Genomic DNA, 25221 nt, shown 5'->3' with positions numbered 1-25221 from the left:
TAAAGCGTTTTCAGCATCCTCCAGGCCTGGTTTTGTATCCGGCTGCGACAGGCGGGAAAGGCCCGTTTTCCCGCCTGTCACGGCACTGACTCAGACGATCTCGATCAGCAGGTCGCCGGGCGTCACTCGGTCACCCTTGGCCACGTGAACGGCCTTGACCGTGCCGGCAACTGGCGCCTGGATCTCGGTTTCCATCTTCATCGCCTCGCTGATCAGCACCGGTTGCCCGGCCTTGACCACATCCCCTTCACTGACCAGCACATCGACGACATTGCCCGGCATGCTGGTGCTGACGTCGCCCGGACCATTGGCCTGTTTGCGCTGGCTGCCGCCGCCACCACCGACGAAGTTGTTCAGCGGCTCGAACACCACTTCCTCCGGCATACCATCGATGGAAAGGAAGAAATGCCGCTTGCCTTCGCCCTTGACGCCGACGCCGGTGATGTCGACACGATAGGTCTCGCCGTGCACATCGATGACGAACTCGGTCGGCACGCCCTGCCCGCCTGCGGCAGTCGCCGTGGTGCCATCCGGAATCGGCAGCAGCACCTCAGGCACCAGCGTGCCGGCTTCGCGCTCCTCGAGGAATTTGCGGCCAATGTCGGGGAACATGGCATAGGTCAGCACGTCTTCTTCGGTTTTGGCCAGCGCACCGACCTCTCGCCGCAGCTTGTCCAGCTCAGGCTTGATCAGGTCGGCTGGGCGCACCTCGATGAGCTCCTCGCCGCCGATGGCCTGGCGCTGCAGCTTGGCGTCGATGGTGCCCGGCGCCTTGCCGTAGCCGCCCTGAAGATAGAGCTTCACCTCGTTGGTGATGGTCTTGTAGCGCTCACCGGCGAGCACGTTGAAGAACGCCTGGGTGCCAACGATTTGCGAGGTCGGGGTTACCAGCGGCGGATAGCCGAGGTCCTTGCGCACGCGCGGAATCTCGGCCAGCACTTCATCCATGCGGTTGAGCGCGCCCTGCTCCTTCAACTGGTTGGCCAGGTTGGAAATCATCCCGCCCGGTACCTGATTGACCTGCACACGGGTATCGACGCCGGTGAACTCGCTTTCGAACTGGTGGTACTTCTTGCGCACCGCGTAGAAGTACAGGCCGATCTCCTGCAGCAGTTCCAGATCGAGGCCGGTGTCATAGGGCGTGCCACGCAACGCGGCGACCATGGATTCGGTGCCGGGATGACTGGTGCCCCAGGCCATGGAGGAAATGGCGGTGTCGATATGGTCGGCGCCGCTTTCGATGGCTTTCAACTGACACATGCTGGCGACACCGGCCGTGTCGTGGGAGTGGATGAACACCGGCAGGTCGATCTCGGCCTTCAACGCGCGCACCAGCTCGCCGGTGGCGAACGGCGTGAGCAGGCCGGCCATGTCCTTGATGGCGATGGAATCGACGCCCATGTCGCGCATCGCCCGACCCTGTTCGACGAACAACTCGACGGTGTGCACCGGGCTGGTGGTGTACGCGATGGTGCCCTGAGCGTGTTTGCCGGTCTTCTTTACCGCACGGGTCGCGGTTTCCAGATTCCGCACATCGTTCATCGCATCGAAGATGCGGAACACGTCGATGCCGTTGTCGGCCGCCTTGGCGCAGAAGGCCTCGACCACGTCATCAGCGTAATGCCGATAGCCCAGCAGGTTCTGCCCGCGCAGAAGCATTTGCAGACGAGTGTTGGGCAGCGCCGCCTTAAGCTGGCGCAGGCGCTCCCAGGGATCTTCCTTGAGAAAGCGCACGCAGGCATCGAAGGTAGCGCCGCCCCAGATCTCAAGCGACCAGTAGCCGACACGGTCGAGCTTGTCGCAGATTGGCAGCATGTCCTCGGTGCGCATGCGGGTAGCCAGCAGGGACTGATGGGCGTCGCGCAGGATGGTGTCGGTAACGGTGATCTTCTTGGTCATGGTTCGGTTCCTCACAGGCCGGCGTGGGCGGCGATAGCCGCGGCAATGGCCAGGGCCAGTTCGCCCGGCTTGCGCTTGATCGAGTAGTTCAGCAGCTCGGGGTGGTTGTCGACGAAGCTGGTGTTGAATTTGCCGCTGCGGAAATCCGGGTTGGCGAGGATCTGCTGGTAGTAGGTGGCGGTGGTCTTCACGCCCTGCACGCGCATGTCGTCCAGCGCCCGCGAGCCGCGAGCCAGCGCTTCTTCCCAGGTCAGCGCCCAGACGATCAGCTTCAGGCACATGGAGTCGTAGTACGGCGGAATGGTGTAGCCGGTGTAGATCGCCGTATCGGTACGCACGCCGGGGCCACCGGGCGCGTAGTAGCGGGTGATCTTGCCGAAGCAGGGCAGGAAGTTGTTGCGCGGCTCCTCGGCATTGATGCGGAACTGCAGGGCGAAACCACGGTACTGGATATCTTCCTGCTTGACCGAGAGCGGCAGGCCCGAGGCGATGCGGATCTGCTCGCGAACAATGTCGATGCCGGTGATTTCCTCGGTGATGGTGTGTTCCACCTGCACGCGGGTGTTCATCTCCATGAAATACACCTCGCCATCGGCGAGCAGGAATTCCACGGTGCCGGCATTCTCGTAACCCACGGCCTTGGCCGCACGCACCGCCAGGTCACCGATGTAGGCGCGCTGTTCGGGGGTCAGTTGCGGGCTGGGGGCGATCTCGATGAGCTTCTGGTTGCGTCGCTGGATCGAGCAGTCGCGCTCGAACAGGTGCACGGTGTTGCCGAAACTGTCGGCCAGCACCTGCGCCTCGATGTGCTTGGGCTCGACGATGCATTTCTCCAGAAAGACATCCGCCGAGCCAAAGGCCTTGGTCGCTTCTGAAATCACCCGCGGCCAGGCATGCTGCAGCTCCTCGACGGTATTGCAGCGACGAATGCCGCGCCCGCCGCCGCCGGAAGTAGCCTTGAGCATCACCGGGTAGCCGAGACGCTCGGCCTCGCGCAGGGCCTCGTCCATATCGACGACATTGCCTTCGGTGCCGGGTGTGACCGGCACGCCCGCCTTGATCATGCTGCGTCGGGCCTCGGTCTTGTCGCCCATGCGACGAATGACTTCCGCACTCGGGCCGACGAATCTGATTCCGCGCTCGGCGCAGATTTCCGCCAGCTCAGGGTTCTCGGACAGAAACCCGTAGCCGGGATGCAAGGCATCACAGTTGGTTTCCACCGCCAGGTTGACCAGTTTGCGCGGATTCAGATACCCGGCCAGCGGATCTTCGCCGATGAAATAAGCCTCGTCGGCACGCTTGACGTGCAGCGCATGACGGTCGGCCTCGGAAAATACCGCCACCGAACGAACACCCATTTCGGCGCAGGCCCGCACGATGCGAACGGCAATTTCACCGCGGTTTGCGATCAGCAGCTTCTTGATCACTGTCTTCCCTCGGATCGATGAACGGACGACCCAAGCGACGGGCCGATAGTCGCTCGCCTTGTCGAGCGAGCGTTTTTCACCCTACGCCTGCGAGGGGGATTACCGAAAATGAATAATTGTTTGATTGGGGATAAGTAAATACTTATAGCTGTGCCAGAATAGGCAGCCAGCCTGGCTTCCAGGTAGACGACACGACCGAAAAACCACGCAAAAAGGCAGCGAAAACGATGCGAAGATCGCTGATGCGCATTACGCTGCGCCAGCTACAGGTGTTCCGTGCAGTCTGCGAGAGCCACTCCTACAGTCGTGCTGCAGAGGAAATGGCACTGACCCAGCCGGCCGTGAGCCTGCAGATTCGTCAGCTGGAAGAGCTGGTCGGTCAACCGCTGTTTGAATACCTGGGCAAGAAGCTCTACCTCACCGACGCCGCCGAAGCGCTGCAGCGCGCCAGCACCGATATATTCGGTCGCCTGGACAGCCTCGACATGCAGCTGTCCGATCTGCACGGCTCATTGCAGGGGCAGCTGAACCTGGCGGTGGAGTCGAGCGCCAAGTACATCACACCACACCTGTTCGCAGCCTTCAGGCGCCAGCATCCGGAAGTCAGCCTGCAACTGCTGGTGGTCAACCACGCCCAGGCGGTCAAGCGCCTGTCGGTGAGTCGCGACGATCTGCTGATCATGTCCCAGGTGCCGACTGACATGGACCTGGAATTCCTGCCCTTTCTCGACAACCCGATCATCGCCGTGGCGCCGCCCGAGCACCCACTGTGCCATGCCGCCGAACTCTCGCTGCAAGACCTGACACCCTACCCGCTGCTGGTTCGCGAGCCCGGTTCCGGTACGCGCAAGGCCAGCGAAGATTACCTGCGGCAAAAGCGTGCGCATTTCGCCCAGACCATTCAGGTGGCCTCGCTGGATGCGCTGCGCGAAGGTGTGGTGGCGGGTCTTGGCGTGGCACTGCTGCCGCGCCACGCCGTGCATCTGGAGCTGGCCTGCGGACTGCTGCGCGAGCTACCGATAGCAGAGTTACCGCTGTATCGCAGCTGGTGCGTGGTGCACCCGCGCGGCAAACGCCTGAGCCCGGTAGCCCAGGCGTTCTTCGCCTTCATCCGTGAAGAGCGCGCCCAGATCAGTGCGCTGGCTACACGCTTTGCCGGCACGCCGCTACGCGACGGTCGCCACTGAGCAGATCGGGAAACTCCATTAGCTGCGCCTGCAACCGAAGCTGCTCGGCATGGTTTTCGATGGCGCGACGGAAATACATGCGCCGCTCGTCCTGCTGCTTGCGGCGAGCGCGGGCTTCGAGGTTGACATAGGCTTCGCGGTACTGGGACATGTGCTGTTCTCCCGAAACAGGGTTGGAGAGATCAGCATCGAAGCCGTGAGTGACGCCATGAAGTCAGTCCGATGACAAACCGGTGACGCCCGGCGTCAATCGTCCTGATGCTTCAGCGACTTGGGCGACAGACGCAGGCTGCGCAGGCTGCGCTTGACGCTTTTCAGGTGGTTGACCAGATCCGGGCCGCGCGCCATGGCGACACCCATGGCCAGCACGTCGATCACGACCAGATGGGCGATACGCGAGGTCAGCGGGGTATAGATCTCGGTGTCTTCCTGCACGTCGATGGCGAGGTTAACGGTGGCCAGTTCGGCCAGCGGCGTCTGGCTCGGGCACAGGGTGACCAGCGTCGCGCCGCTTTCACGCACCACGTTGGCGGTGATCAGCAGATCCTTGGAGCGCCCCGACTGGGAAATGCAGATCGCCACGTCAGTGGGCTTGAGCGTCACCGCGGACATCGCCTGCATGTGCGGGTCCGAATAGGCGGCGGCGCTGAGCAGCAGGCGGAAGAACTTGTGCTGGGCGTCAGTGGCCACTGCGCCGGAGGCGCCGAAGCCGTAGAACTCCACACGCTCGGCCTTGGCCATGGCAGAGATGGCCTTTTCCAGTGCAACGGGATCGAGATGCTCGCGCACCTCCATCAGGGTGTGCAGCGTGGTGTCGAAAATCTTCTGACTGATGTCGCTGGTCGAGTCGTTCTCGCTGATGGCGAACTGGCCGAAGCTCGCGCCGGCGGCCAGGCTCTGCGCCAGCTTCAGCTTGAGGTCCTGGAAGCCCAGGCAGCCGATGGCACGACAGAAACGCACGATGGTCGGCTCGCTAACACCGACCACATGGGCCAGATCAGCCATGGAACTGTGCATCACCGATGCCGGGTCGAGCAGCACATGGTCTGCCACCTTCAATTCCGACTTACGCAGCAGACTTCTCGATTGGGCGATGTGTTGCAGCAGGTTCACGGGGTAGGCTCGCTATGCTCTGTACCTGACGAGCGCCATGCGCGCAACGCTGCGCCATGACCCAGCCCGTCAGATTGTGTAGTGGGCTTGTAGTTATACTACAAGAGCTGCAACATCGCCCACATCGGGCTGTCGAAAACCGATCTCACCTCAGCCCGTCTCATCAAGTAGGAGTGATGTCGTGTCCATTCCCTGCGACATGCTGGTCTTCGGCGGCACCGGTGACCTGGCGTTGCACAAGCTCATCCCCGCGCTCTATCACCTGCATCGCGAAGGGCGACTGCACCGGGACGTGCGCATTCTTGCCATCGCCCGCAAGCGCCTGGAGCGCAACGCCTATGTGACTTTGGCCGAGCGCCATTGCCGGGCACAGGTGGCGCGCAACGATTTCGATACGAACGTCTGGCAGGCTTTCAGCCAACGCCTCGATTATTTCCCCATGGACGCCTCCCAGCGCGGCGAATTCGTCCGCCTCGCGCACCAGTTGGGACAGGCCGAAGGCCGCGTGCACGTGCATTACCTGGCCACCGCCCCCGACCTGTTCGAGCCGATTGCCTCCAATCTCGAAAGTGCCGGGCTGGCCGGCAAAAACGCGCGCATCGTGCTGGAAAAACCCATCGGCCATTCACTCGATTCGGCGTTGTCGATCAATGCCGCCATCGGCCAGATGTTTCCCGAGCCACGGATTTACCGGATCGATCATTATCTGGGCAAGGAAACCGTGCAGAACCTCATGGCGCTGCGTTTCGCCAATGCGCTGTTCGAGCCGATCTGGCGTGCCGGGCATATCGACAATGTGCAGATCACCGTGGCCGAAACCCTCGGCGTGGAAAATCGCGGCAGTTACTACGACAACGCGGGCGCCATGCGCGACATGCTGCAGAATCACCTGTTGCAGCTGCTCTGCTTGGTGGCCATGGAGGCGCCGGTACGCTTCGACGCCGAGTCGGTACGCAACGAGAAGGTCAAGGTGCTCGAAGCCCTCAAGCCCATCACGGGCAACGACGTGCAGGACAAGACCGTGCGCGGCCAGTACGGCGCCGGGCAGATCGGCGGTCACGACGTGCAGGCCTACTACTTCGAAAAGAACATCGACAATGACAGCGACACTGAAACCTTCGTCGCGGTAAAGGCTGAAATCGACAACTGGCGCTGGGCGGGCGTGCCCTTTTACCTGCGCACCGGCAAGCGCATGGCCAGCAAGCGCTCGGAAATCATCATCACCTTCAAGCCGGTACCGCACATGCTGTTCAGCAAGGGCGAGACCAACCGCCTGGTGATCCGCCTGCAGCCCGAGGAAAGCATCAGCCTGCAGCTGATGGCCAAGGCGCCCGGCAAAGGCATGCAGCTGGAACCGGTGGAGCTGGACCTGAATCTGGTTCACGCCTTCAGCAGCACGCGCCGCTGGGAGGCTTACGAGCGCCTGCTACTGGACGTCATCGAGGGCGATTCGACGCTGTTCATGCGTCGCGACGAAGTAGAAGCCGCCTGGCGCTGGGTCGATCCGATCCTGCGTGGCTGGCACAGCCATTATCGCAAGCCACGGCCCTATCCAGCCGGTACCGATGGCCCCGAACAGGCCCATCAGCTGATTGAGCGACAGGGCAGCCGGTGGCGACAATAGCAGGCGGCTGCGCGACACCGTGCAATCGCCCGGATAATGCCTGGTAGAGCAGTCCAGTACATATTCGCACCACTATCTGTAACATTGACTGACAACTGCGGCGGAACTTCTGAGTTCCGCCGACAAGCAACTCATCATGAATTATTTTTCATCTTTTATCGCGTGGGCGATTCTGCGCCGCAATAGCGACGATATCACCCCTGAATATCAGCAAAGCAGGACGTCCATTTACAGTGACTGAACTCGCCTGATTTCAGCTTGATTCTGTCTGGCTGATCACATCATATTCGCAGCCTTTTCCGAGAACACCAAAAAGCCCTTGATGGAACGCCCGAAAGCCCCACCAATCAGGGCTTTCAGCAAAAATACGAAAGACTCTTTCGGGCCCTTGAACAACACTCGTCTCGACACCTTCGAACATGCTTGTTGACCGCCTGCAACTTCGCTGAATATCTGCCTGGATATTCGCCCTGTTCACCACTGAATATCCCGCAAGACAGAACCCATCCATACGCTGCCGATATGATCAATATCTGCTGCATATCTGTCGACTCAAGGCAGAGTTCGGGTTGAGAAATGATTTTCCATGTGTTTATCCTAGAAAAGGATTTCAATCAGCAACCCCAAAGGACTTGTTTTGAGTGTTCCTACCGTAACGCTCCGTCGCCCAACCGACGGCGACGGTTTTGCCCTCCACGCACTGGTAGCCCGCTGCCAGCCGCTGGATACCAACTCGGTCTACTGCAACCTTCTGCAGTGTTCCGATTTCGCCGATACCGCCATTGCTGCCGAAGATGCACAGGGTCAGCTGGTCGGTTTCATTTCCGGTTACTGCCCACCTTCCCGCCCGGACACTTTGTTCGTCTGGCAGGTCGCGGTAGACGCCTCGATGCGCGGCCAGGGTCTGGCTCTGCGCATGTTGATGGCCCTGACCCATCGGGTCGCCAGCCAGGGCGTTCGTTTCATGGAAACGACCATCTCGCCCGATAACGGCGCATCCCAAGCCCTGTTCAAAAAGGCCTTCGCGCGACTGGGCGTCGACTACGACACCCGCACGCTGTTTTCCCGCGCCGTGCACTTTGCCGGCCAGCACGAGGACGAAGTGCTGTATCGGGCTGGCCCATTCGACATTCCGAATCCAGAAGAAAAATCAGAGGAAACCGCATGAAAACCTTCGAACTGCACGAATCCGGCGTTCGCAGTTACTGCCGCTCTTTCCCCGTGGTATTCAAACAGGCGCGCGGCGCCGAACTGATCACCCGCGAAGGCAAGTCATACATCGACTTTCTCGCCGGCGCCGGCACCCTCAACTACGGGCACAACCATCCGGTGCTCAAGCAGGCGCTGCTCGACTACATCAGCGATGACGGCATTACCCACGGCCTGGACATGTACTCCGAAGCCAAGGAACGTTTCCTGGAAACCTTCTCCCGGCTGATTCTCAAGCCGCGCGGCATGAACTACGTCATGCAGTTCACCGGCCCGACCGGCACCAACGCGGTGGAAGCCGCGCTGAAGCTGGCGCGCAAGGTGACAGGCCGCAGCAACGTCATCAGCTTCACCAACGGCTTCCACGGTTGCAGCATCGGCGCGCTGGCAGCCACCGGCAATCAGCACCACCGTGGCGCTGCCGGCGTTCCGCTGACCGACGTCAGCCGCATGCCCTACGCCAACTACTTCGGCGACAAGGTCAACACCATCGCAATGATGGACAAGCTGCTTGCCGACCCGTCCAGCGGCATCGACAAGCCGGCTGCGGTGATCGTTGAGGTTGTACAGGGCGAAGGCGGCCTGAACGCCGCATCCGCCGAGTGGGTGCGCAAGCTGGAAAAACTCTGCCGCAAGCACGACATGTTGCTGATCGTCGACGACATTCAGGCCGGCTGCGGCCGTACCGGCAGTTTCTTCAGCTTCGAGGAAATGGGCATCAAGCCGGACATGATCACCCTGTCCAAGTCGCTGTCGGGCTTCGGTCTGCCGTTCGCCATGGTGCTGCTGCGCAAGGAGCTGGACCAGTGGACTCCCGGCGAGCACAACGGCACCTTCCGCGGCAACAACCACGCCTTTGTCACCGCCACCGCTGCGCTTGAGCATTTCTGGCAGAACGACGAATTCGCCCAGAGCGTGCGCGCCAAGGGCAAGCGTATCGCCGACGGCATGCACAAGATCGTCCGCCGTTATGGCCCCGATTCCCTGTTCGTCAAGGGACGCGGCATGATGATCGGCATCAGTTGCCCGGACGGCGACACCGCCGCCGCCATCTGCCGCCATGCCTTCACCAACGGCCTGGTGATCGAAACCAGCGGCGCCCACAGCGAAGTGGTCAAGTGTCTTTGCCCGCTGGTCATCAGCGAAGAGCAGATCGATAAGGCCATGAGCATCCTGGACAAGGCCTTTGCTGCCGTGATGACCGACCATGCCGCCGATCAGGCCTCCTGATTTTCCGAGGAACTGAAAAATGATCGTACGTACCCTTGCCGAATGCGAGCAGTCCAACCGCAAGATCGTCACCGAAACCTGGGACAGCACACGCATGCTGCTCAAGGACGACAACATGGGCTTCTCGTTTCACATCACCACCATCTACGCCAACACCGAGACGCATATCCACTACCAGAACCATCTGGAGTCGGTGTACTGCATCAGCGGTAACGGCGAGATCGAAACCATCGCCGACGGCAAGATCTACAAGATCGAGGCCGGCACCCTGTACATCCTCGACAAGCACGACGAGCACCTGCTGCGCGGCGGCTCCGAGGACATGAAGATGGCCTGCGTGTTCAACCCGCCTCTCAACGGCAAGGAAGTGCACGACGAAAGTGGTGTCTATCCGCTGGAGGCCGAAACCCTCGCCTGACAGGCCAGGCGGGTGCAATGCCGCACCCGCCGCTCGCCAAGCAACCGAAAGGAGAATGCGAAGTGAACCCCGTGCAAACCGACCATTACCCTTCACGCCAGCATGATCAACCCCGCTGGCAGGAGCGTCTGGACCCGGTTATCCACCGCACCGACCTGACCAACGCTCCCATCACGGCGCAACAGATCGCACGCTTCGAGCGTGACGGCTATCTGGTCATTCCCAACCTTTTCAGCGCCGATGAAGTCGCGCTGTTTCGCGACGAACTCGACCGCCTGCGTCAGGACCCAACCGTCGCCGAGTCCGGCAAGACCATCCGCGAACCCGGCAGCGGTGCGATCCGCTCGGTATTCGCCATCCACAGGGATAACGCCCTGTTCGCCCGCGTCGCAGCCGACGAGCGCATCGCCGCCATCGCAAGCTTCATCCTGGATGGCGACATCTATGTGCATCAGTCGCGGATGAACTTCAAGCCGGGCTTCACCGGCAAGGAGTTCTACTGGCATTCGGACTTCGAGACCTGGCACGTTGAAGATGGCCTGCCGCGCATGCGCACCCTCAGCTGTTCAGTCCTGCTGACCAACAACGAGCCGCACAACGGCCCGCTGATGCTGATCCCCGGCTCGCACAGGCATTACATCCACTGCGTGGGCGCCACCCCCGAGAATCATTACGAAAAATCCCTGCGCAAGCAGGAGCTCGGCGTGCCGGATCACGACAGCCTCACCCGACTGGCCGAACGTTACGGCATTGACACAGCCACTGCTCCGGCAGGCAGCGTGCTGTTCTTCGACTGCAATACCATGCACGGCTCAAACGGCAATATCACGCCAAGTGCCCGCAGCAATCTGTTCTACGTCTACAACCATGTGGATAATGCTGCACAGGCGCCTTTCTGCGGACTCGCACCACGCCCCGACTTCGTCGCCGAGCGTGAGGACTTCACCCCCCTGCAGATCCGGCCACAACAGTATCTCTGAACTTCCAAAAGCGTTTCCGCCTCGTGCGGGAATGGCTTGCGACTGGCTGCGAAGCCGGCCCAGGGATGACAATTCACCCCCAAGACGGGACGTTGAAACGATGCACACCGTAGAAAAGATCGGCGGCACTTCCATGAGCCGCTTCGACGAACTGCTCGACAACATCTTCATCGGCCAGCGCCAAGGCACCGAATTCTATCAGCGGGTCTTCGTCGTTTCGGCCTACAGCGGCATGACCAACCTGCTGCTCGAGCACAAGAAAACCGGCGAGCCTGGCGTCTACCAGCGCTTCGCCGATGCACAGAACGAATGCGCCTGGCTCGATGCCCTGCAGGATGTTCGCCAGCGCATGCTGGAGAAGAACACCGAGCTGTTCCCTGGCGATTTCGAGCGCCACGCCGCCGACCAGTTCATCAATGCCCGCATCGATGATGCCCGCGAATGCATGAGCAGCCTGCAGCGCCTGTGCGCCTATGGCCACTTCCAGCTCGGTGAACACCTGATGAAAGTGCGCGAGATGCTCGCCTCGCTGGGTGAGGCACACAGCGCCTTCAATGCCGTGCTGGCGCTCAAGCATCGCGGCATCAATGCGCGCATGGTCGACCTGACCGGCTGGCACCGCGACTCGCCGCTGCCGTTCGAGGACATGGTCCGCGAGAGCTTCGAAGGCGTCGACCTGAGCCGCGAACTGGTAATCGCCACCGGCTACACCCACTGCAGCGAAGGCCTGATGAACACCTTCGACCGCGGCTACAGCGAGATCACCTTTGCCCAGATCGCCGCTGCCACCGGCGCGCGCGAGGCGATCATCCACAAGGAATTCCATCTTTCCTCGGCCGATCCGAATCTGGTGGGCGCCGACAAGGTGGTCACCATTGGCCGCACCAATTACGACGTGGCCGACCAGCTGTCGAATCTCGGCATGGAAGCGATCCACCCGCGTGCCGCCAAGACCCTGCGCCGCGCCGGCATCGAGCTGCGCATCAAAAACGCCTTCGAGCCCCAACACGCCGGCACCCTCATCAGCCAGGACTACCGGAGCGAGAAGCCCTGCGTGGAGATCATCGCAGGCCGCAAGGACGTCTTCGGGATCGGCGTGTTCGACCAGGACATGCTCGGCGACGTGGCCTACGACATCGAGATCAGCAAGCTGCTCAAGCAACTCAAGCTCTACGTGGTGAACAAGGACTCGGACGCCAACAGCATCACCTACTACGCCTCGGGTTCACGCAAGCTGATCAACCGCGCCGCGCGACTGATCGAAGAGACCTACCCGGCAGCGGAAGTCACGGTGCATAACGTCGCCATCGTCTCGGCCATCGGCTCGGACCTCAAGGTCAAGGGCATCCTTGCCAAGACCGTTGCAGCACTGGCCGAAGCAGGCATCAGCATCCAGGCGATCCACCAGTCGATTCGCCAGGTGGAAATGCAGTGCGTGGTTAACGAGGAAGATTACGATAACGCCATCGCCGCGCTGCACCGCGCGCTGATCGAGCCGGAAAACCACGGCGACGTGATCGCCGCCGCGTAATCACCCCCGCCACAAGCACCGCCGGGCCTGACACTGTCACGCCCGGCGGTTTGCTTTGTGACTGCCTGAGCCCGCAGTCATCGCGCAACCGCAGGTTGCCATCGCAGACATGACGCCCGTCAATATTGCCTGTGCAAGGCAGGGCCACTATGAAACCGGAACGCAGGTCGCACTGCCAGCGCTCCGTCACAGCCACGCACAGGAGTTCCCATGTTTCCCGAATACCGCGATCTGATCACCCGCCTGAAATCCGAAGACGCACACTTCAACAACCTGTTCGACGAGCACAACGAACTGGACCAGCGCATCAAGAACATGGAGGCGCGCATCATTCCGGGCACCGATACCGAGATCGAAACCCTGAAGAAGGAAAAACTGCAGATCAAGGATCGCCTCTACAGCGTGCTCAAGGATGCCGACGTCGCCTGACCGTTGCCCCTCGCTTGCGGGGCGCGCAACCCATTCGCGATTGAAGTCGCACATGTAAAGCCGGTGCACACCAAACCTGTGGGGGCGGCTTCAGCCACGAAGCGTTTCCAGCAAGACTGACAACGAAACCCTTATGCCGGCCCATCACCCGCGCAATCCTTGGCCGCGCGCAGTAAAATGCCGCGTTTCTCCGACGCCCTGCGAGTTACCGCGCCATGAGCACCCCCTTCCGCCCCGAACTGCTGTCGCCCGCCGGCACGCTCAAATCCATGCGTTACGCCTTCGCCTACGGTGCCGATGCGGTCTACGCCGGACAGCCGCGTTACAGCCTGCGCGTACGCAACAACGAGTTCGACCACGCTAACCTGAAGCTCGGCATCGACGAAGCACACGCGCTGGGCAAACAGTTTTACGTGGTGGTCAACATCGCGCCGCACAACGCCAAGCTGAAGACCTTCATCAAGGACCTCGCACCCGTGGTAGCCATGGGACCGGACGCACTGATCATGTCCGATCCCGGGCTGATCATGCTGGTGCGCCAGCACTTCCCCGAGATGACCATTCACCTTTCGGTACAGGCCAACGCGGTGAACTGGGCGACGGTGAAGTTCTGGCACGACCAGGGCGTGAGCCGGGTCATCCTCTCGCGCGAACTGTCGCTGGAGGAGATCGGCGAGATCCGCGAGCAGGTGCCGAGCATGGAGCTGGAAGTCTTCGTCCACGGCGCGCTGTGCATGGCCTACTCGGGCCGCTGCCTGCTGTCGGGCTACATCAACAAGCGCGACCCCAACCAGGGCAGCTGCACCAACGCCTGCCGCTGGGAATACAAAACCCATGAAGCCAAGGAGAACGAGCTTGGCGAAGTGGTGCACCAGTACGAACCGATTGCCGTGCAACGCGCCGAGCCCATCCTTGGCGTGGGTAAGCCCACCGATGAGCTGTTCCTGCTGGAAGATTCCAGCCGCCCCGGCGAGTTCATGGAAGTCAGCGAAGACGAGCACGGCACCTACATCATGAACTCCAAGGACCTGCGCGCCGTGCAGCACGTCGAGCGTCTGGTGCAGATGGGCGTGCATTCGCTGAAGATCGAAGGCCGCACCAAATCCCACTACTACGTCTCGCGCACCGCCCAGGTCTACCGCAAGGCTATCGACGATGCCGTGGCCGGCAAGCCGTTCGACAAGTCGCTGATGGATACGCTGGAATCGCTGGCCCATCGCGGCTACACCGAGGGCTTCCTGCGCCGTCACGTGCATGACGAATACCAGAACTACGAACGCGGCTTCTCGCTTTCCGAACGCCAGCAGTTCGTCGGCGAGCTGACCGGCGAACGCCGCAACGGCCTGGCCGAAGTCAAAGTGAAGAACCGTTTCGCCGTCGGCGACAAGCTGGAACTGATGACCCCTCAGGGCAACCTCAACCTGCGTCTGGAAACCTTGGAGAACAAGCGTGGCGAGCAGATCGACGTCGCACCGGGCGACGGCCACACCGTGTATCTGTCCGTGCCGGAAGACGTGGACCTGCAATACGCCCTGCTGATGCGCGAACTGGAAGGCAGCACCACCCGCAGCTGAAAACACCGCGTGGAGACGGCCTTGCTCCTCACCTCGCAATCGCGGGTTCGGGAGTGAGCGGTTCACCGGATTTCAGCACGCCATGGGCGATACAGAGCATTACACAGCGCCGCGCGGAAGATCTGTTTGTCGGCGCAGATGCTCAAGAACCGACTCGATCAACCCCTTGATCTTGATCTCGCGGATGACCTCCAGACGGCGCTGTTCCACCTGCCAGTCTTGAAGATTCTTCAGGCGATGCACCAGCTCTTTCAGCGAGCGAGGCGCTCGGAGATGCCTGAGGCGCGAAACCGGTGGATAAGCTTCGCTTTATCCACCGTCGCGAGAAGCTTTCAGCTGCCCGGCGCCAGCAGCAGGTTGGGTGCCTGGCGCTGATAACCTTCCTGATCCATGCGAAGGTCAAGGGCGAGACTGGCGAGGTCAGCGGAGAGACCTTCGGCGTCCGGGTCGGATTCGAGGTAGACCAGCTTGAAGTAGCTGTTGCAGCCGGGGCAGCACTCGGCACGGATGGGTGCCTTGTCCGGGGCGTGGCGGTCGCTTTCCAGGCTGGCGTAGTGCAGGTCCTTGCTGGAGTCGCAATGCACGCACTTGACCCGCACGAAGTGCCATTCGCAGGCGCACAGCGAGCAGACCAGATAGCGCAGACCCTGTTGCTTGCCGCGATGGCGGATCACCCCGGTCATCGCCGGTGAGCCGCAGCAGGGGCATTGGGCGCCGCTGCCGATGTCCGTCACGCTGCCTTCAGGCAGAGCCAGCAGCGCCTGGCTCCAGGCGGCCTGCAGCGCGGCGCCGAGGAAAGGCACCACGGCGGCGTCGAGCGCCGAGTAGTAGCCGTCCAGGAGGCTCACAGCCCAGCTGCGACGCTGTTCGCCATCGGCCTTGCGCAAGCTGTCCAGCGCTTTGCCGACGGCTTCGTTGGGAGCCTCGACTTGCTCCAGCAGGGCGTCGAGAAACGGTTGCCAGCCGTCTTCACGCACCAGACTGTCCACCGCCAACGGAGGCATCTTGTGGGTGCGGGCCTGGGCCAGGCGCTCCGGCGTCGGTAACAGCGAGGCGGGTGGTTGTTCCAGCAGCTGTTGCTGAACGCGGCAGAGTCCGGCCAGCAGGCGCAGGTAGTCTCCCATGGGGTGGTCTGTTGCCAGTTTTTCCAGACGTTCGGCGCGCAGGGCGAACAGGCGTTCCGGTGGCAGGTCGCTGTAGGGCGGGGTGCTGGCCGAAGCAGTGATCTGCTCCGGTTCGAGAAGGTTGTCAGCCATGTCTGTGGCCTCCTGAAAAAACAAGCGCGACCCCAAGGTCGCGCTCGCGTCGTTGCGATTGGCCGGGTTCAGTCGCGCTTCCGGTCGGTGACTTCACGGTACCAGAGCTCATGGTGCTTGCGCGCCCAGCGGTGGCTGACCTTGCCGGAGAGCATGGCGCCGAAGGAGCCCTTGATCCAGATCGCTGCGTAAACGTGGACGATGATCGCCAGCACCAGCACGAAAGCGGCGAAGGCGTGTGCCAGAGCCGCCAGGCGGATGGCGTCGATACCGAACAGATGGCTGAAGTACTCGCGCCAGATGACGATGCCCGACACCAGCAACACCAGCATGCTCACCAGCAGCGCCCAGAACAGCAGCTTCTGGCCGGGGTTGTACTTGCCGATGGGCGGTACGCCGTCTTCCTGGTTGCGCATCACCTTGCCGATGTTTTTCAACCACAGGCCGTCGTTACCGGAGAAGTAGTTGGCGCTCCAGAAGCGAAATACCAGGCCCAGGAACAGCACGAACATCGCTACGCCCAGGAAAGAGTGCAGGATGCGCGTCCAGGGGCCGCCGCCAAACAGGTTGCTCAGCCAGAACAGCGCCGGATGGAACAGCGCCAGGCCGGACAGACCCGCCAGGATGAACAGGATCGCCACGGCCCAGTGGTTGCTGCGCTCGTTGGCGTTGTAACGCTGGATTTCATCTTGTTTCATGTCGATGGTCCTCGACCGGCCCCGCACGAACGGGGCCGGCACGCCTCAGGGCTGCTTGGGGTCGTAGGTCTGCACCGCCGGATCCTGTTGATGAGCCGCCGGCTCGACCGTCGGCTCGTCCTCCTCTTCCTCGACACGTTGCGGGCCGACCCGCACATAGTGGAAGAAGCCGCCCAGTACCGCCGCTCCCATGGCCAGCAGGGCCAGGGGTTTGGTGATGCCTTTCCACAGGCTGACCATCGGGCTGATGACCGGCTGATCAGGCAGGCCGGCATACAGCGACGGCTTGTCGGCGTGGTGCAGCACGTACATGACGTGGGTGCCGCCGACGCCATCGGGGTCGTAGAGGCCGGCGTGTTCGTAGCCACGCGACTTCAGGTCCGCGATGCGCTCGTCTGCGTGACGCTGCATGTCGTCCTTGCTGCCGAAGACGATGGCGCTGGTCGGGCAGGTCTTCACGCAGGCCGGCTCCATGCCCACCGACACACGGTCGCTGCACAGGGTGCATTTGTAGGCCTTCTTGTCATCCTGCGAGATGCGCGGCACGTTGAACGGGCAGCCGGTGACGCAATAGCCGCAGCCGATGCACTTGTCCTGGTTGAAGTCGACGATGCCGTTGGCGTACTGCACGATGGCGCCAGGCGACGGGCAGGCCTTGAGGCAGCCCGGATCGGCGCAATGCATGCAGCCGTCCTTGCGGATCAGCCACTCCAGGTCGCCGTCATCCTTTTCGTGCTCGGTGAAGCGCATCACCGTCCAGCTGTCGGCGGTCAGGTCGATGGGGTTGTCGTAGGTGCCGTGGTTGCTGCCCACCTCGTCGCGCAGCTCGTTCCATTCCGAGCAGGCGACCTGGCAGGCCTTGCAGCCGATGCACTTGGACACGTCGATCAGCTTGGCCACCTCCTCGACCTGACGGATCGAGGGGGCAGGCGTGGTGGTCGCGGAGCGCGCAATAATGTCTTGAGTAGCCATTACACCTTCTCCACGTTGACCAGGAACGACTTGGATTCCGGCGTCTGGGTGTTGCCGTCACCGATGTAGGGCACCAGGGTGTTGGCGATGTACCCCGGCTTGGCCACGCCGGTGAAGCCCCAGTGCAGCGGAATGCCGACCTGGTGCACCACCTGTCCGTTGACCTGCAATGGACGGATGCGCTTGGTGACTACCGCCACAGCCTCGATGTGGCCGCGTTTGGAGCTGACGCGCACCCGGTCGCCGGCAGCGATGCCCTTCTCCCTGGCCAGCACTTCGCCGATCTCGACGAACTGCTCGGGCTGAGCGATGGCGTTCAGCTTGCAGTGCTTGGTCCAGTAGTGGAAATGCTCTGTCAACCGGTAGGTGGTACCGGCGTAGGGGAACTCGTCAGCAGTGCCGAGTGACTCCCACACCGAATCGAACACGCGTGCGGCCGGGCTGCTGATCACCTTGCGGTTTTTCGGGTGCATCGGGTTGACGCCGATGGGCGTCTCGAACGGCTCGTAATGCTCGGGGAAGGGGCCTTCGGCCATCTTGTCCACGGCAAAGAAACGCGCCACGCCTTCGGGGTTCATGATGAACGGATTCATCCCCGCTTCGGGGTCGATGCTGGCGTTGTAGTCCGGCACGTCGGTACCGGCCCAGCCCTTGGCCTGCGCATCCCACCAGACCAGCTTCTTGCGGTCCGACCAGGGTTTGCCCTGGGGGTCGGCGGAGGCGCGGTTATAGAGAATGCGGCGGTTCGCCGGCCAGGCGAAGGCCCAGTTCTGGTGCTGCTTCATGTGGTACGGGTCGCTGTTGTCGCGCCGCGCCATCAGGTTGCCCTGCTCGGTCCAGGAACCGCAGAAGATCCAGCAGCCCGAAGCGGTGCTGCCGTCGTCCTTCAACTGACTGAACGCGCCCAGCTGCTGACCGGGACGGGCCACCAGGTTGCCGTTGGCGTCGGTCACCTCGGTCACTGCGTAACCGTTGAATTCCTTGGCCAGTTCCTCGGCCGAGGGTTCGTGGGCCACCTTGTAGGGCCAGTGCAGGTTGAGGATGGGCTCGGGGAAGACGCCGCCCTCGGTGCGATACAGCTCGCGCAGCCGCGTGTGCAGGCCGGACATGATCCAGATGTCTGGACGTGATTCACCGGGGCCGTCGGCAGCCTTCCAGTGCCACTGCAGCCAGCGGGTACTGTTGACCAGCGAACCGTCTTCCTCAGCGAAGCAGGTGGTCGGCAGGCTGAACACTTCGGTCTGGATGCTGGCGGTGTCAACGTCGTTGAACTCGTCGTGATTGCGCCAGAACTCGGAAGTTTCGGTTTGCAGCGGGTCCATCACCACCAGCCACTTGAGCCGGGCCAGCGATTTGACCACGCGGTTCTTGTCCGGCAGCGCCGCCAGCGGGTTGAAGCCTTGGCAGAAATAGCCGTTCACTTCGTCGCGCGACATCATGTCGAACATGCGCAGCACGTCGTAGCCGGCGCCGCCGTATTCCAGCTTGGGCAGGTAGTCGAAGCACCAGTCGTTCTCCGCCTGGGCGGCTGGGCCGTACCAGGCCTTCATCAGACTGACGTGGAACTTGCCGTAGTTCTGCCAGTAGGACATCTGTCCCGGTCGCAGCGGCTTGGGCGCGCGCTTGGCAATGTAGGTCGAGTAATCCTGCTCGGCATCCAGCCCCAGGGTCAGGTAGCCCGGCAGCAGGTTGGAAAGCAAGCCGAGGTCGGTCAGCCCCTGGATGTTGGAGTGCCCGCGCAGCGCGTTGACGCCACCGCCCGGCATGCCAACGTTGCCCAGCAGCAACTGGACCATGGCCGCGGTGCGGATGATCTGTGCGCCGATCGAGTGCTGGGTCCAGCCGAGGGCATAGAGAATCGTCATGGTCTTGCCCGGTGTCGAGCAGGTGGCGATTTCTTCCCAGATCTTCAGCATGCGATCCACGGGCGTACCGCAGATCTGGCTGGCCAGTTCCGGCGTGTAGCGGCTGTAGTGCTGCTTCATCAGCTGGAACACGCAACGCGGGTGCTGCAGGGTTGGATCGACCTTGGCGTAGCCGTCCTCGCCCAGCTCGTAGGTCCAGCCGGACTTGTCGGTATAGGTGCGCTTCTCCGCGTCGTAGCCGCTGAACAGACCATCCTCGAAGCTGAAGCCTTCGCTGACGATGAACGATACGTCGGTGTAGTTGCGCACGTACTCGTGCTGGATCTTGTCGTTGTCGATCAGGTAATTGATCAAGCCGCCCAGGAACGCGATATCCGTCCCGGTACGAATGGGCGCGTAATAGTCGGCCACCGAGGCGGTGCGGGTGAAGCGTGGATCGACCACGATCAGCCGGGCCTTGTTCTCGGACTTGGCTTCGGTCACCCAGCGGAAACCGCAGGGGTGTGCTTCTGCAGCGTTGCCACCCATTACCAGGACCAGATCGGCGTTGCCGATATCCGTCCAGGTGTTGGTCATGGCGCCACGGCCGTACGTCGGGGCAAGACTTGCCACCGTCGGGCCGTGTCAGACACGTGCTTGGTTATCGAATCCTACGATGCCGAGATTGCGGACGACCTTGTGGGTCAGGTAGCCGGTTTCGTTGGACGCAGCCGAGGCGGCGAGAAAGCCGACCGAGGTCCAGCGGTTAACCGTCTGGCCTTGGGCGTTCTGCTGCACTAAGTTGGCGTCGCGGTCCTCTTTCATCAGACGGGCGATGCGCTCAAGCGCTTCGTCCCAGGACAGGCGGGTCCACTCATTGGAGCCGGGCTTGCGCACCATTGGGTGCTGCAGGCGGTTGGGGCTTTTGATGAAGTCCAGCAGGCCGGCGCCCTTGGGGCACAGGCTGCCGCGGTTGACCGGATGATCCGAATCGCCCTCGACGTGGATGATCTGCTGATCGACGTTCTTGCCGCCGGTGCCGCGACTGTAGAGGATCAGGCCGCAGCCCACGGAGCAATAGGGGCAGGTGTTGCGGGTTTCTTTGGTGTTGCTCAGTTTGAAATGCCGTATCGACTCGGCAAAGGCGGGCTCGGGCGCCATGCCCAGGGCCGCCATGCTGGTCGCTCCAAGGCCTATCCCGCAGACCTTGAAGAACTGGCGACGGTTCATGTCCATCGTTTCTTCCTTATCAGGCTAAGACGAGGCGGGTCATCGAAAACCGGTCGGGCTGTTCTGGCGCAGCCTTGAGCATGGTTCCCATCGACCCATGAGCGCTTTTGGCGCTTCGCTTGGGCACATTGTATACGGCCCGCTCGCTGAAAGGATTAATCCTTTGGTTATGCAAGGATTTGTGGCGCGCAATAAAAAGCCCGGACATCGGTCCGGGCTTGGGTACGTCAGAAAACTCAGGCGTTCTGGCGGATACCGGCCACCAGCCAGGGCTGGTTCTCGCCTTGGGCACGCTCCATGCGCCAGCTTTCGCTGAAGGGCTCGCCCTGGTCGAAGCGGGAGTTCTTCGCCACGCCGACGAAGGTCAGGGTGGCGGTGGTCTTCTCGGCATTGTCATCCACGCCGTCGAGCTGGATCTGCAGATCATCGACATAGGTCGCCTGATAGGCATCACCGATCTCGGCGCGCTCGCGCTTGAGAAACTCAAGCAGTTGCGGGGTGACGAACTCGGCGATCTTGTCCATCTCGTTCGCATCCCAGTGCTGCTGCAGCGACAGGAAATGCTCGCGAGCGGCGCCGACGAAGCTCTGCTCGTTGAACCACGCGGGTGCGTTGATCACCGGAGCCGCAGCCACGGCCGCACTGCTACTGCTGCCACCGAAGATCGACGGCTGCTGCGGCATTTCACGCTGCATGGGCGCATGGCCGGCCACAGCGGGTTGCTGCTGGCGTCGGCGTGCGGCGATGAGGCGGAAGATGACGAAGGCGATCAGGCCGAAGATCAGGATATCCATGAACTGGATGCCCTCGAAGCCATCACCCATGAACATCGAGGCCAGCAGGCCACCGGCAGCCAGACCGGCCAGCGGGCCGAGCCAGCGCGAAGCACCGCTGGCGGCGGCGGGTTGTTGACGGCCGGCCTGCTGCTGAGCGGCATCATTGCGTTGTTGAGGTGCAGCCTGGCGGGTCTGGTGGCTGGGCGCCGAGCCGAAGCTCTTGCCGCCGCCGAAGCGCTTGGCGTGGGCGTCGAGCGCGAAAGTCAGGCTGAGACACAGCGCCATGAAGAGGCTAAGCACAGATTTCATTAAGTGTTCCCATGTTGGGTGAAGGTGCGCGCGTCATGTTGCACAGGGGTGCGACACAACGCCAGCGGTAAATGTTTCAGGCTTTTGCTTATCGAAACGGCAGTCGCCTCTTGATCAGCGCCAGTTGTACAGCTCCTTCTCGGATATCTCCTGCATCGGCTCCACCTGAGCCTGAAAGGCTTTCATCGAGGCCCAGATGCGGCCATTCAGCTCGCTCTGTTTGGCCAGCTGGCCCAGCACCTGCTCGGAATGCTCGCGCATGGCGACGAGGACTTCGTCGGGGAAGCGCTTGAGTTCGACGCCCTGCTGCTTGAGCTGTTCCAGCGCCAGGGCGTTGTTGTAGGTGTAATCGTCGAGCATGTCGCGGCTGGCGGCGCGGGTCGCCTCGGTGAGGATCACCTGCAGGTCCGCCGGCAGACTGTCGAAGGCTTTCTGATTGACCAGCAACTCCAACACCGCCTGCGGCTCTTGCCAGCCCGGATAGTAGTAATAGCGCGCAGCCTTGTGCAGGCCGAAGGCCAGGTCGTTGTAGGGGTTGACCCAGTCAGTGGCGTCGATGGCGCCGGTCTGCAGGGCAGTGAAGACTTCACCGCCAGGCAGGTTGACGCTGGTGGCGCCAAGCCGCGCCAGCACTTCGCCGCCCAGACCCGGCATGCGGATCTTCAGACCCTGAAGATCGCTCAGCGAGTTGATCTCCTTGTTGAACCAGCCGCCCATCTGCATGCCGCTGTTGCCCACCACCATCGGCTTCACGCCGTGCGGTGCATAGGCCTCTTCCCAAAAGGCCTGCCCGCCGCCCTTGCTCAGCCAGGCGTTCATCTCGATGGCAGAGAGTCCGAAGGGTACCGAGGTGAAGAACTGCGCGGTGGGCACCTTGCCCTTCCAGTAATAAGCCGCGCCGTGACCCAGCTCGGCGGTGCCGCGCGAGACGGAGTCGAAGACTTCTAGTGCAGGCACCAGCTCACCAGCGGCATACACCCGAATGGTCAGGCGGCCAGCGCTCATGGCGGTAACGCGCTCGGCCAGGCGCTCGGCGGAAGTGCCAAGGCCCGGATAGTTCTTCGGCCAGGCGGTGACCATCTTCCACTGGTAGGTCTTGGCGGGTTCGCTGGCTTGCTGAGCGGTGGTTTCGGTTTTGTCGTCATTGCAGCCGGTGAGACCGAGGGTAGCGAGTAGCGTTGTGGCAGCGAGCAGATAACGGCGTTTCATGGGGCTCCGGTTTTCCTTGGTGACTTTGTTCTTGGTGCGGAAGTCGGGTTGCAGGGCGCGTTGCCTGCCCTGCAGTCTCAAAGCGCTTCGAGCTTGGCGTAACTGAGCATCAGCCACTTGCTGCCTTCATCCTCGAAATTCACCTGCACCCGCGCCTGGGCGCCGGAGCCTTCGAAGTTGAGGATAGTGCCTTCGCCGAACAGCGCATGGCGTACGCGCTGGCCGAGGTTGAACGGGGTATCCGGCACGCTGGCGCCGTCGAACAGCGAGGCACCGCTCATTCCTCTGGTATTGAACGAGCGGCTGACCGTGTTGCTCAGGCGCACTTCGCTGATCAGGGCCGGCGGGATTTCCCGCACGAAGCGGGAAATCTTGTTGTAGGTCTCGCTGCCGTACAGCCGCCGTGTTTCGGCGTAAGTGATGGTCAGCTGCTGCATGGCGCGGGTGATGCCCACATAGGCCAGGCGACGTTCCTCTTCCAGACGACCGGATTCCTCTAGGCTCATCTTGTGTGGGAACAGCCCTTCTTCCATGCCGACAAGGAATACCAGCGGGAACTCCAGACCCTTGGCGCTGTGCAGGGTCATCAGTTGCACGCTGTCCTCGTGGTCGCCGGCCTGCTGCTCGCCGGCCTCCAGCGAGGCGTGATCGAGGAAGGCCGCCAGCGGTGACTGGATGTCGTCATCCTCTTCACTGTAGTTGTCGAAAGCGCGCGCGGCGGAAACCAGTTCCTCCAGGTTCTCCACCCGCGCCTGGGCCTTTTCGCCCTTCTCGTCGCGGTGGTAGGCGAGCAGGCCGGACTGCTCGATCACCAGCTGCGCCATGCTGTGCAACTGCATGCCCTCGACCTTCAGCGCCAGGGTGTCGATCAGCTCGACGAAGCCGTTCAGCGCGCTGGCCGCGCGACCGGATACCGCCTTGGTGCCGACTGCCTGATGCAGCGCCGCCCACAGCGAGGTTTCCTCGGCGCGGGCCAGCTGGCGCAGGGCCTCGACGGTCTTCTCGCCGATGCCGCGTGCCGGCAGGTTGATCACCCGCTCCAGCGCCGCATCGTTGTGACGGGTCTGGATCAGGCGCAGGTAGGCCATGGCGTTCTTGATCTCGGCACGCTCGAAGAAGCGCTGACCGCCATAGATGCGGTACGGGATCTTTTCGCGCAGCAGCGCCTCTTCCAGCACTCGCGACTGGGCGTTGGAGCGGTAGAGGATGGCCATCTCGCTGCGGCTCATGCCGTCGCGGATGGCCTTCTCGATGGTTTCCACCACGTAGCGTGCTTCGTCGTGCTCGTTGAAGGCGGCATAGAGGTTGATCGGCTCGCCTTCGCAGCCCTCGGTCCACAGCTCCTTGCCCAGACGCCCCTGGTTGTTGGCAATCAGCGCGTTGGCGGCCTTGAGAATGCACGCGGTGGAACGGTAGTTCTGTTCCAGACGAATGGTCTGGGCATCGGCGAAGTCCTGGCTGAACTGCTGCAGGTTTTCGATGCGCGCGCCACGCCAGCCGTAGATCGACTGGTCGTCGTCGCCGACCACCATCAGGCTCTCGCCGCCCTTGGCCAGCAACCGCAGCCAGGCGTACTGCACGGCGTTGGTGTCCTGGAACTCGTCCACCAGCACGTGACGGAAACGCCGCTGGTAATGCGCCAGCAGCCCAGGATGGTCGCGCCACAGATCCAGCGCGCGCAGCAGCAGCTCGGAGAAGTCGATCACTCCGGCGCGGGCACAGGCCTGTTCATAGGCTTCGTAGATCTTCAGCTGGGTGGCGAGGAACAGGTCGCCGCCGGCCTGGATGTTCTGCGGGCGCTGCCCTTCGTCTTTCTGCCCGTTGATCCACCACTGCGCCTGACGTGCCGGCCAGCGCTGCTCGTCCAGGCCGAGCTCGCGAATCACCCGCTTGACCAAGCGTTGCTGGTCGTCGGAATCGAGGATCTGGAAATTCTGATCCAGCTTCGCTTCCTGCCAGTGCGCCCGCAGCAGCCGGTGGGCCAGGCCGTGGAAGGTGCCGACCCACATGCCCTGCGGATTGACGTGCAACAGCTGCTCGATGCGCTGGCGCATCTCGGCAGCGGCCTTGTTGGTGAAAGTCACCGACAGGATCGAATGCAGCGAGGCGTGTTCGATCTGGTTGAGCCAGGCGATGCGGTGTACCAGCACGCGGGTCTTGCCCGAGCCGGCACCGGCGAGAACGAGTTGACGCCCCAGCGGCGCGGCCACGGCCTGCCGCTGGGCATCGTTGAGGGAGTTCAGGAGGAGGGAGAGATCGTCAGACATGGTCGCCATTCTATCCGCAAACCGGCCTTCTTCGCTGCG

The 25221-nt window shown here is 62.3% G+C and carries 22 protein-coding genes; 9 read left to right on the top strand and 13 right to left on the bottom strand.

The window, feature by feature from the left end:
• Positions 1–90: 90 nt before the first annotated feature.
• Complete coding sequence (gene oadA, locus NAV32_RS04635; RefSeq protein WP_256051626.1) at positions 91–1899, bottom strand: sodium-extruding oxaloacetate decarboxylase subunit alpha; 1809 nt, start codon at positions 1897–1899, stop codon at positions 91–93.
• An 11-nt stretch (positions 1900–1910) separates the two neighbouring features.
• The gene (locus NAV32_RS04630; RefSeq protein WP_256051625.1) at positions 1911–3326 is read right to left on the bottom strand and encodes an acetyl-CoA carboxylase biotin carboxylase subunit; all 1416 of its coding nucleotides are present in this window, start codon (positions 3324–3326) and stop codon (positions 1911–1913) included.
• Positions 3327–3553: 227 nt separating this feature from the next.
• Here NAV32_RS04630 and NAV32_RS04625 point away from each other — a divergent pair, with 227 nt between their 5' ends.
• Complete coding sequence (locus tag NAV32_RS04625; RefSeq protein WP_272890146.1) at positions 3554–4513, top strand: LysR family transcriptional regulator; 960 nt, start codon at positions 3554–3556, stop codon at positions 4511–4513.
• On the opposite strand, the gene NAV32_RS04620 is transcribed toward NAV32_RS04625, so the two are convergent.
• Both NAV32_RS04620 and hexR read right to left on the bottom strand, forming a co-directional pair.
• Entirely contained in the window at positions 4470–4664 is a 195-nt protein-coding gene (locus NAV32_RS04620; RefSeq protein WP_256051623.1) for a PA3496 family putative envelope integrity protein, read from the bottom strand. The two genes, NAV32_RS04625 and NAV32_RS04620, sit on opposite strands and share 44 nt — an antisense overlap.
• 95 nt (positions 4665–4759) lie before the next feature.
• Positions 4760–5626, bottom strand: a complete 867-nt coding sequence (gene hexR / locus NAV32_RS04615) for a transcriptional regulator HexR (RefSeq protein ID WP_256051622.1) — start codon at positions 5624–5626, stop codon at positions 4760–4762.
• Positions 5627–5807: 181 nt separating this feature from the next.
• On the opposite strand from hexR, the gene zwf reads away from it, so the two are divergent.
• The gene (gene zwf / locus NAV32_RS04610; RefSeq protein WP_256051621.1) at positions 5808–7250 is read left to right on the top strand and encodes a glucose-6-phosphate dehydrogenase; all 1443 of its coding nucleotides are present in this window, start codon (positions 5808–5810) and stop codon (positions 7248–7250) included.
• 253 nt (positions 7251–7503) lie between these two features.
• Here zwf and NAV32_RS04605 read toward each other — a convergent pair whose 3' ends face one another.
• Positions 7504–7671 (bottom strand): hypothetical protein, encoded by a 168-nt coding sequence (locus NAV32_RS04605; RefSeq protein WP_256051620.1) that lies wholly within the window; start codon positions 7669–7671, stop codon positions 7504–7506.
• A 216-nt stretch (positions 7672–7887) separates the two neighbouring features.
• Between NAV32_RS04605 and ectA the strand changes: the two genes are divergently transcribed.
• From ectA to yegQ, 7 genes are all read left to right on the top strand, one after another.
• The gene (ectA, locus tag NAV32_RS04600; RefSeq protein WP_256051619.1) at positions 7888–8418 is read left to right on the top strand and encodes a diaminobutyrate acetyltransferase; all 531 of its coding nucleotides are present in this window, start codon (positions 7888–7890) and stop codon (positions 8416–8418) included.
• Positions 8415–9689: a diaminobutyrate--2-oxoglutarate transaminase gene (ectB, locus tag NAV32_RS04595; RefSeq protein ID WP_256051618.1), complete on the top strand. Its 1275-nt coding sequence runs from the start codon at positions 8415–8417 to the stop codon at positions 9687–9689. Before ectA ends, ectB begins: the two co-directional genes overlap by 4 nt.
• 19 nt (positions 9690–9708) lie before the next feature.
• Complete coding sequence (locus tag NAV32_RS04590; protein WP_181083267.1) at positions 9709–10107, top strand: ectoine synthase; 399 nt, start codon at positions 9709–9711, stop codon at positions 10105–10107.
• Between the two features lie 71 nt (positions 10108–10178).
• The gene (thpD, locus tag NAV32_RS04585) at positions 10179–11087 is read left to right on the top strand and encodes an ectoine hydroxylase (RefSeq protein ID WP_256051728.1); all 909 of its coding nucleotides are present in this window, start codon (positions 10179–10181) and stop codon (positions 11085–11087) included.
• A 100-nt stretch (positions 11088–11187) separates the two neighbouring features.
• A complete protein-coding gene (locus NAV32_RS04580) occupies positions 11188–12618 on the top strand; it encodes an aspartate kinase (protein WP_256051617.1) in 1431 nt (476 codons plus the stop codon).
• Between the two features lie 210 nt (positions 12619–12828).
• The gene (locus NAV32_RS04575) at positions 12829–13047 is read left to right on the top strand and encodes a YdcH family protein (protein WP_256051616.1); all 219 of its coding nucleotides are present in this window, start codon (positions 12829–12831) and stop codon (positions 13045–13047) included.
• A gap of 215 nt (positions 13048–13262) precedes the next feature.
• Positions 13263–14621 carry a tRNA 5-hydroxyuridine modification protein YegQ gene (gene yegQ, locus NAV32_RS04570; protein WP_256051615.1) on the top strand — a complete coding sequence of 453 codons (1359 nt, stop codon included), beginning with the start codon at positions 13263–13265 and terminating at the stop codon, positions 14619–14621.
• A 99-nt stretch (positions 14622–14720) separates the two neighbouring features.
• Here the strand turns inward: yegQ and NAV32_RS04565 are convergent, their stop codons facing one another.
• From NAV32_RS04565 to uvrD, 8 genes are all read right to left on the bottom strand, one after another.
• Complete coding sequence (locus NAV32_RS04565; RefSeq protein WP_256051614.1) at positions 14721–14864, bottom strand: hypothetical protein; 144 nt, start codon at positions 14862–14864, stop codon at positions 14721–14723.
• 89 nt (positions 14865–14953) lie between these two features.
• Positions 14954–15877, bottom strand: coding sequence for a formate dehydrogenase accessory protein FdhE (gene fdhE / locus NAV32_RS04560; RefSeq protein WP_256051613.1), 924 nt, complete (start codon positions 15875–15877; stop codon positions 14954–14956).
• Positions 15878–15945: 68 nt separating this feature from the next.
• Positions 15946–16575 (bottom strand): formate dehydrogenase subunit gamma, encoded by a 630-nt coding sequence (locus NAV32_RS04555; RefSeq protein ID WP_256051612.1) that lies wholly within the window; start codon positions 16573–16575, stop codon positions 15946–15948.
• 45 nt (positions 16576–16620) lie between these two features.
• Entirely contained in the window at positions 16621–17547 is a 927-nt protein-coding gene (gene fdxH / locus NAV32_RS04550; protein WP_256051611.1) for a formate dehydrogenase subunit beta, read from the bottom strand.
• Positions 17547–20627 (bottom strand): formate dehydrogenase-N subunit alpha, encoded by a 3081-nt coding sequence (fdnG, locus tag NAV32_RS04545; protein ID WP_256051610.1) that lies wholly within the window; start codon positions 20625–20627, stop codon positions 17547–17549. Before fdnG ends, fdxH begins: the two co-directional genes overlap by 1 nt.
• Before the next feature lie 230 nt (positions 20628–20857).
• Positions 20858–21706, bottom strand: a complete 849-nt coding sequence (locus NAV32_RS04540) for a Tim44 domain-containing protein (protein ID WP_256051609.1) — start codon at positions 21704–21706, stop codon at positions 20858–20860.
• Between the two features lie 114 nt (positions 21707–21820).
• Complete coding sequence (locus tag NAV32_RS04535) at positions 21821–22915, bottom strand: TRAP transporter substrate-binding protein (RefSeq protein WP_256051608.1); 1095 nt, start codon at positions 22913–22915, stop codon at positions 21821–21823.
• 77 nt (positions 22916–22992) lie between these two features.
• On the bottom strand, positions 22993–25182 hold the full coding sequence (uvrD, locus tag NAV32_RS04530) for a DNA helicase II (RefSeq protein ID WP_256051607.1): 2190 nt from the start codon (positions 25180–25182) through the stop codon (positions 22993–22995).
• Positions 25183–25221 lie beyond the last annotated feature (39 nt).

Source organism: Stutzerimonas stutzeri (genome assembly GCF_024448695.1).
GTDB lineage: Bacteria > Pseudomonadota > Gammaproteobacteria > Pseudomonadales > Pseudomonadaceae > Stutzerimonas > Stutzerimonas stutzeri_T.
Note: the sequence above shows the minus strand (reverse complement) of the source record. Positions and strands in the feature narration are given on the sequence as shown.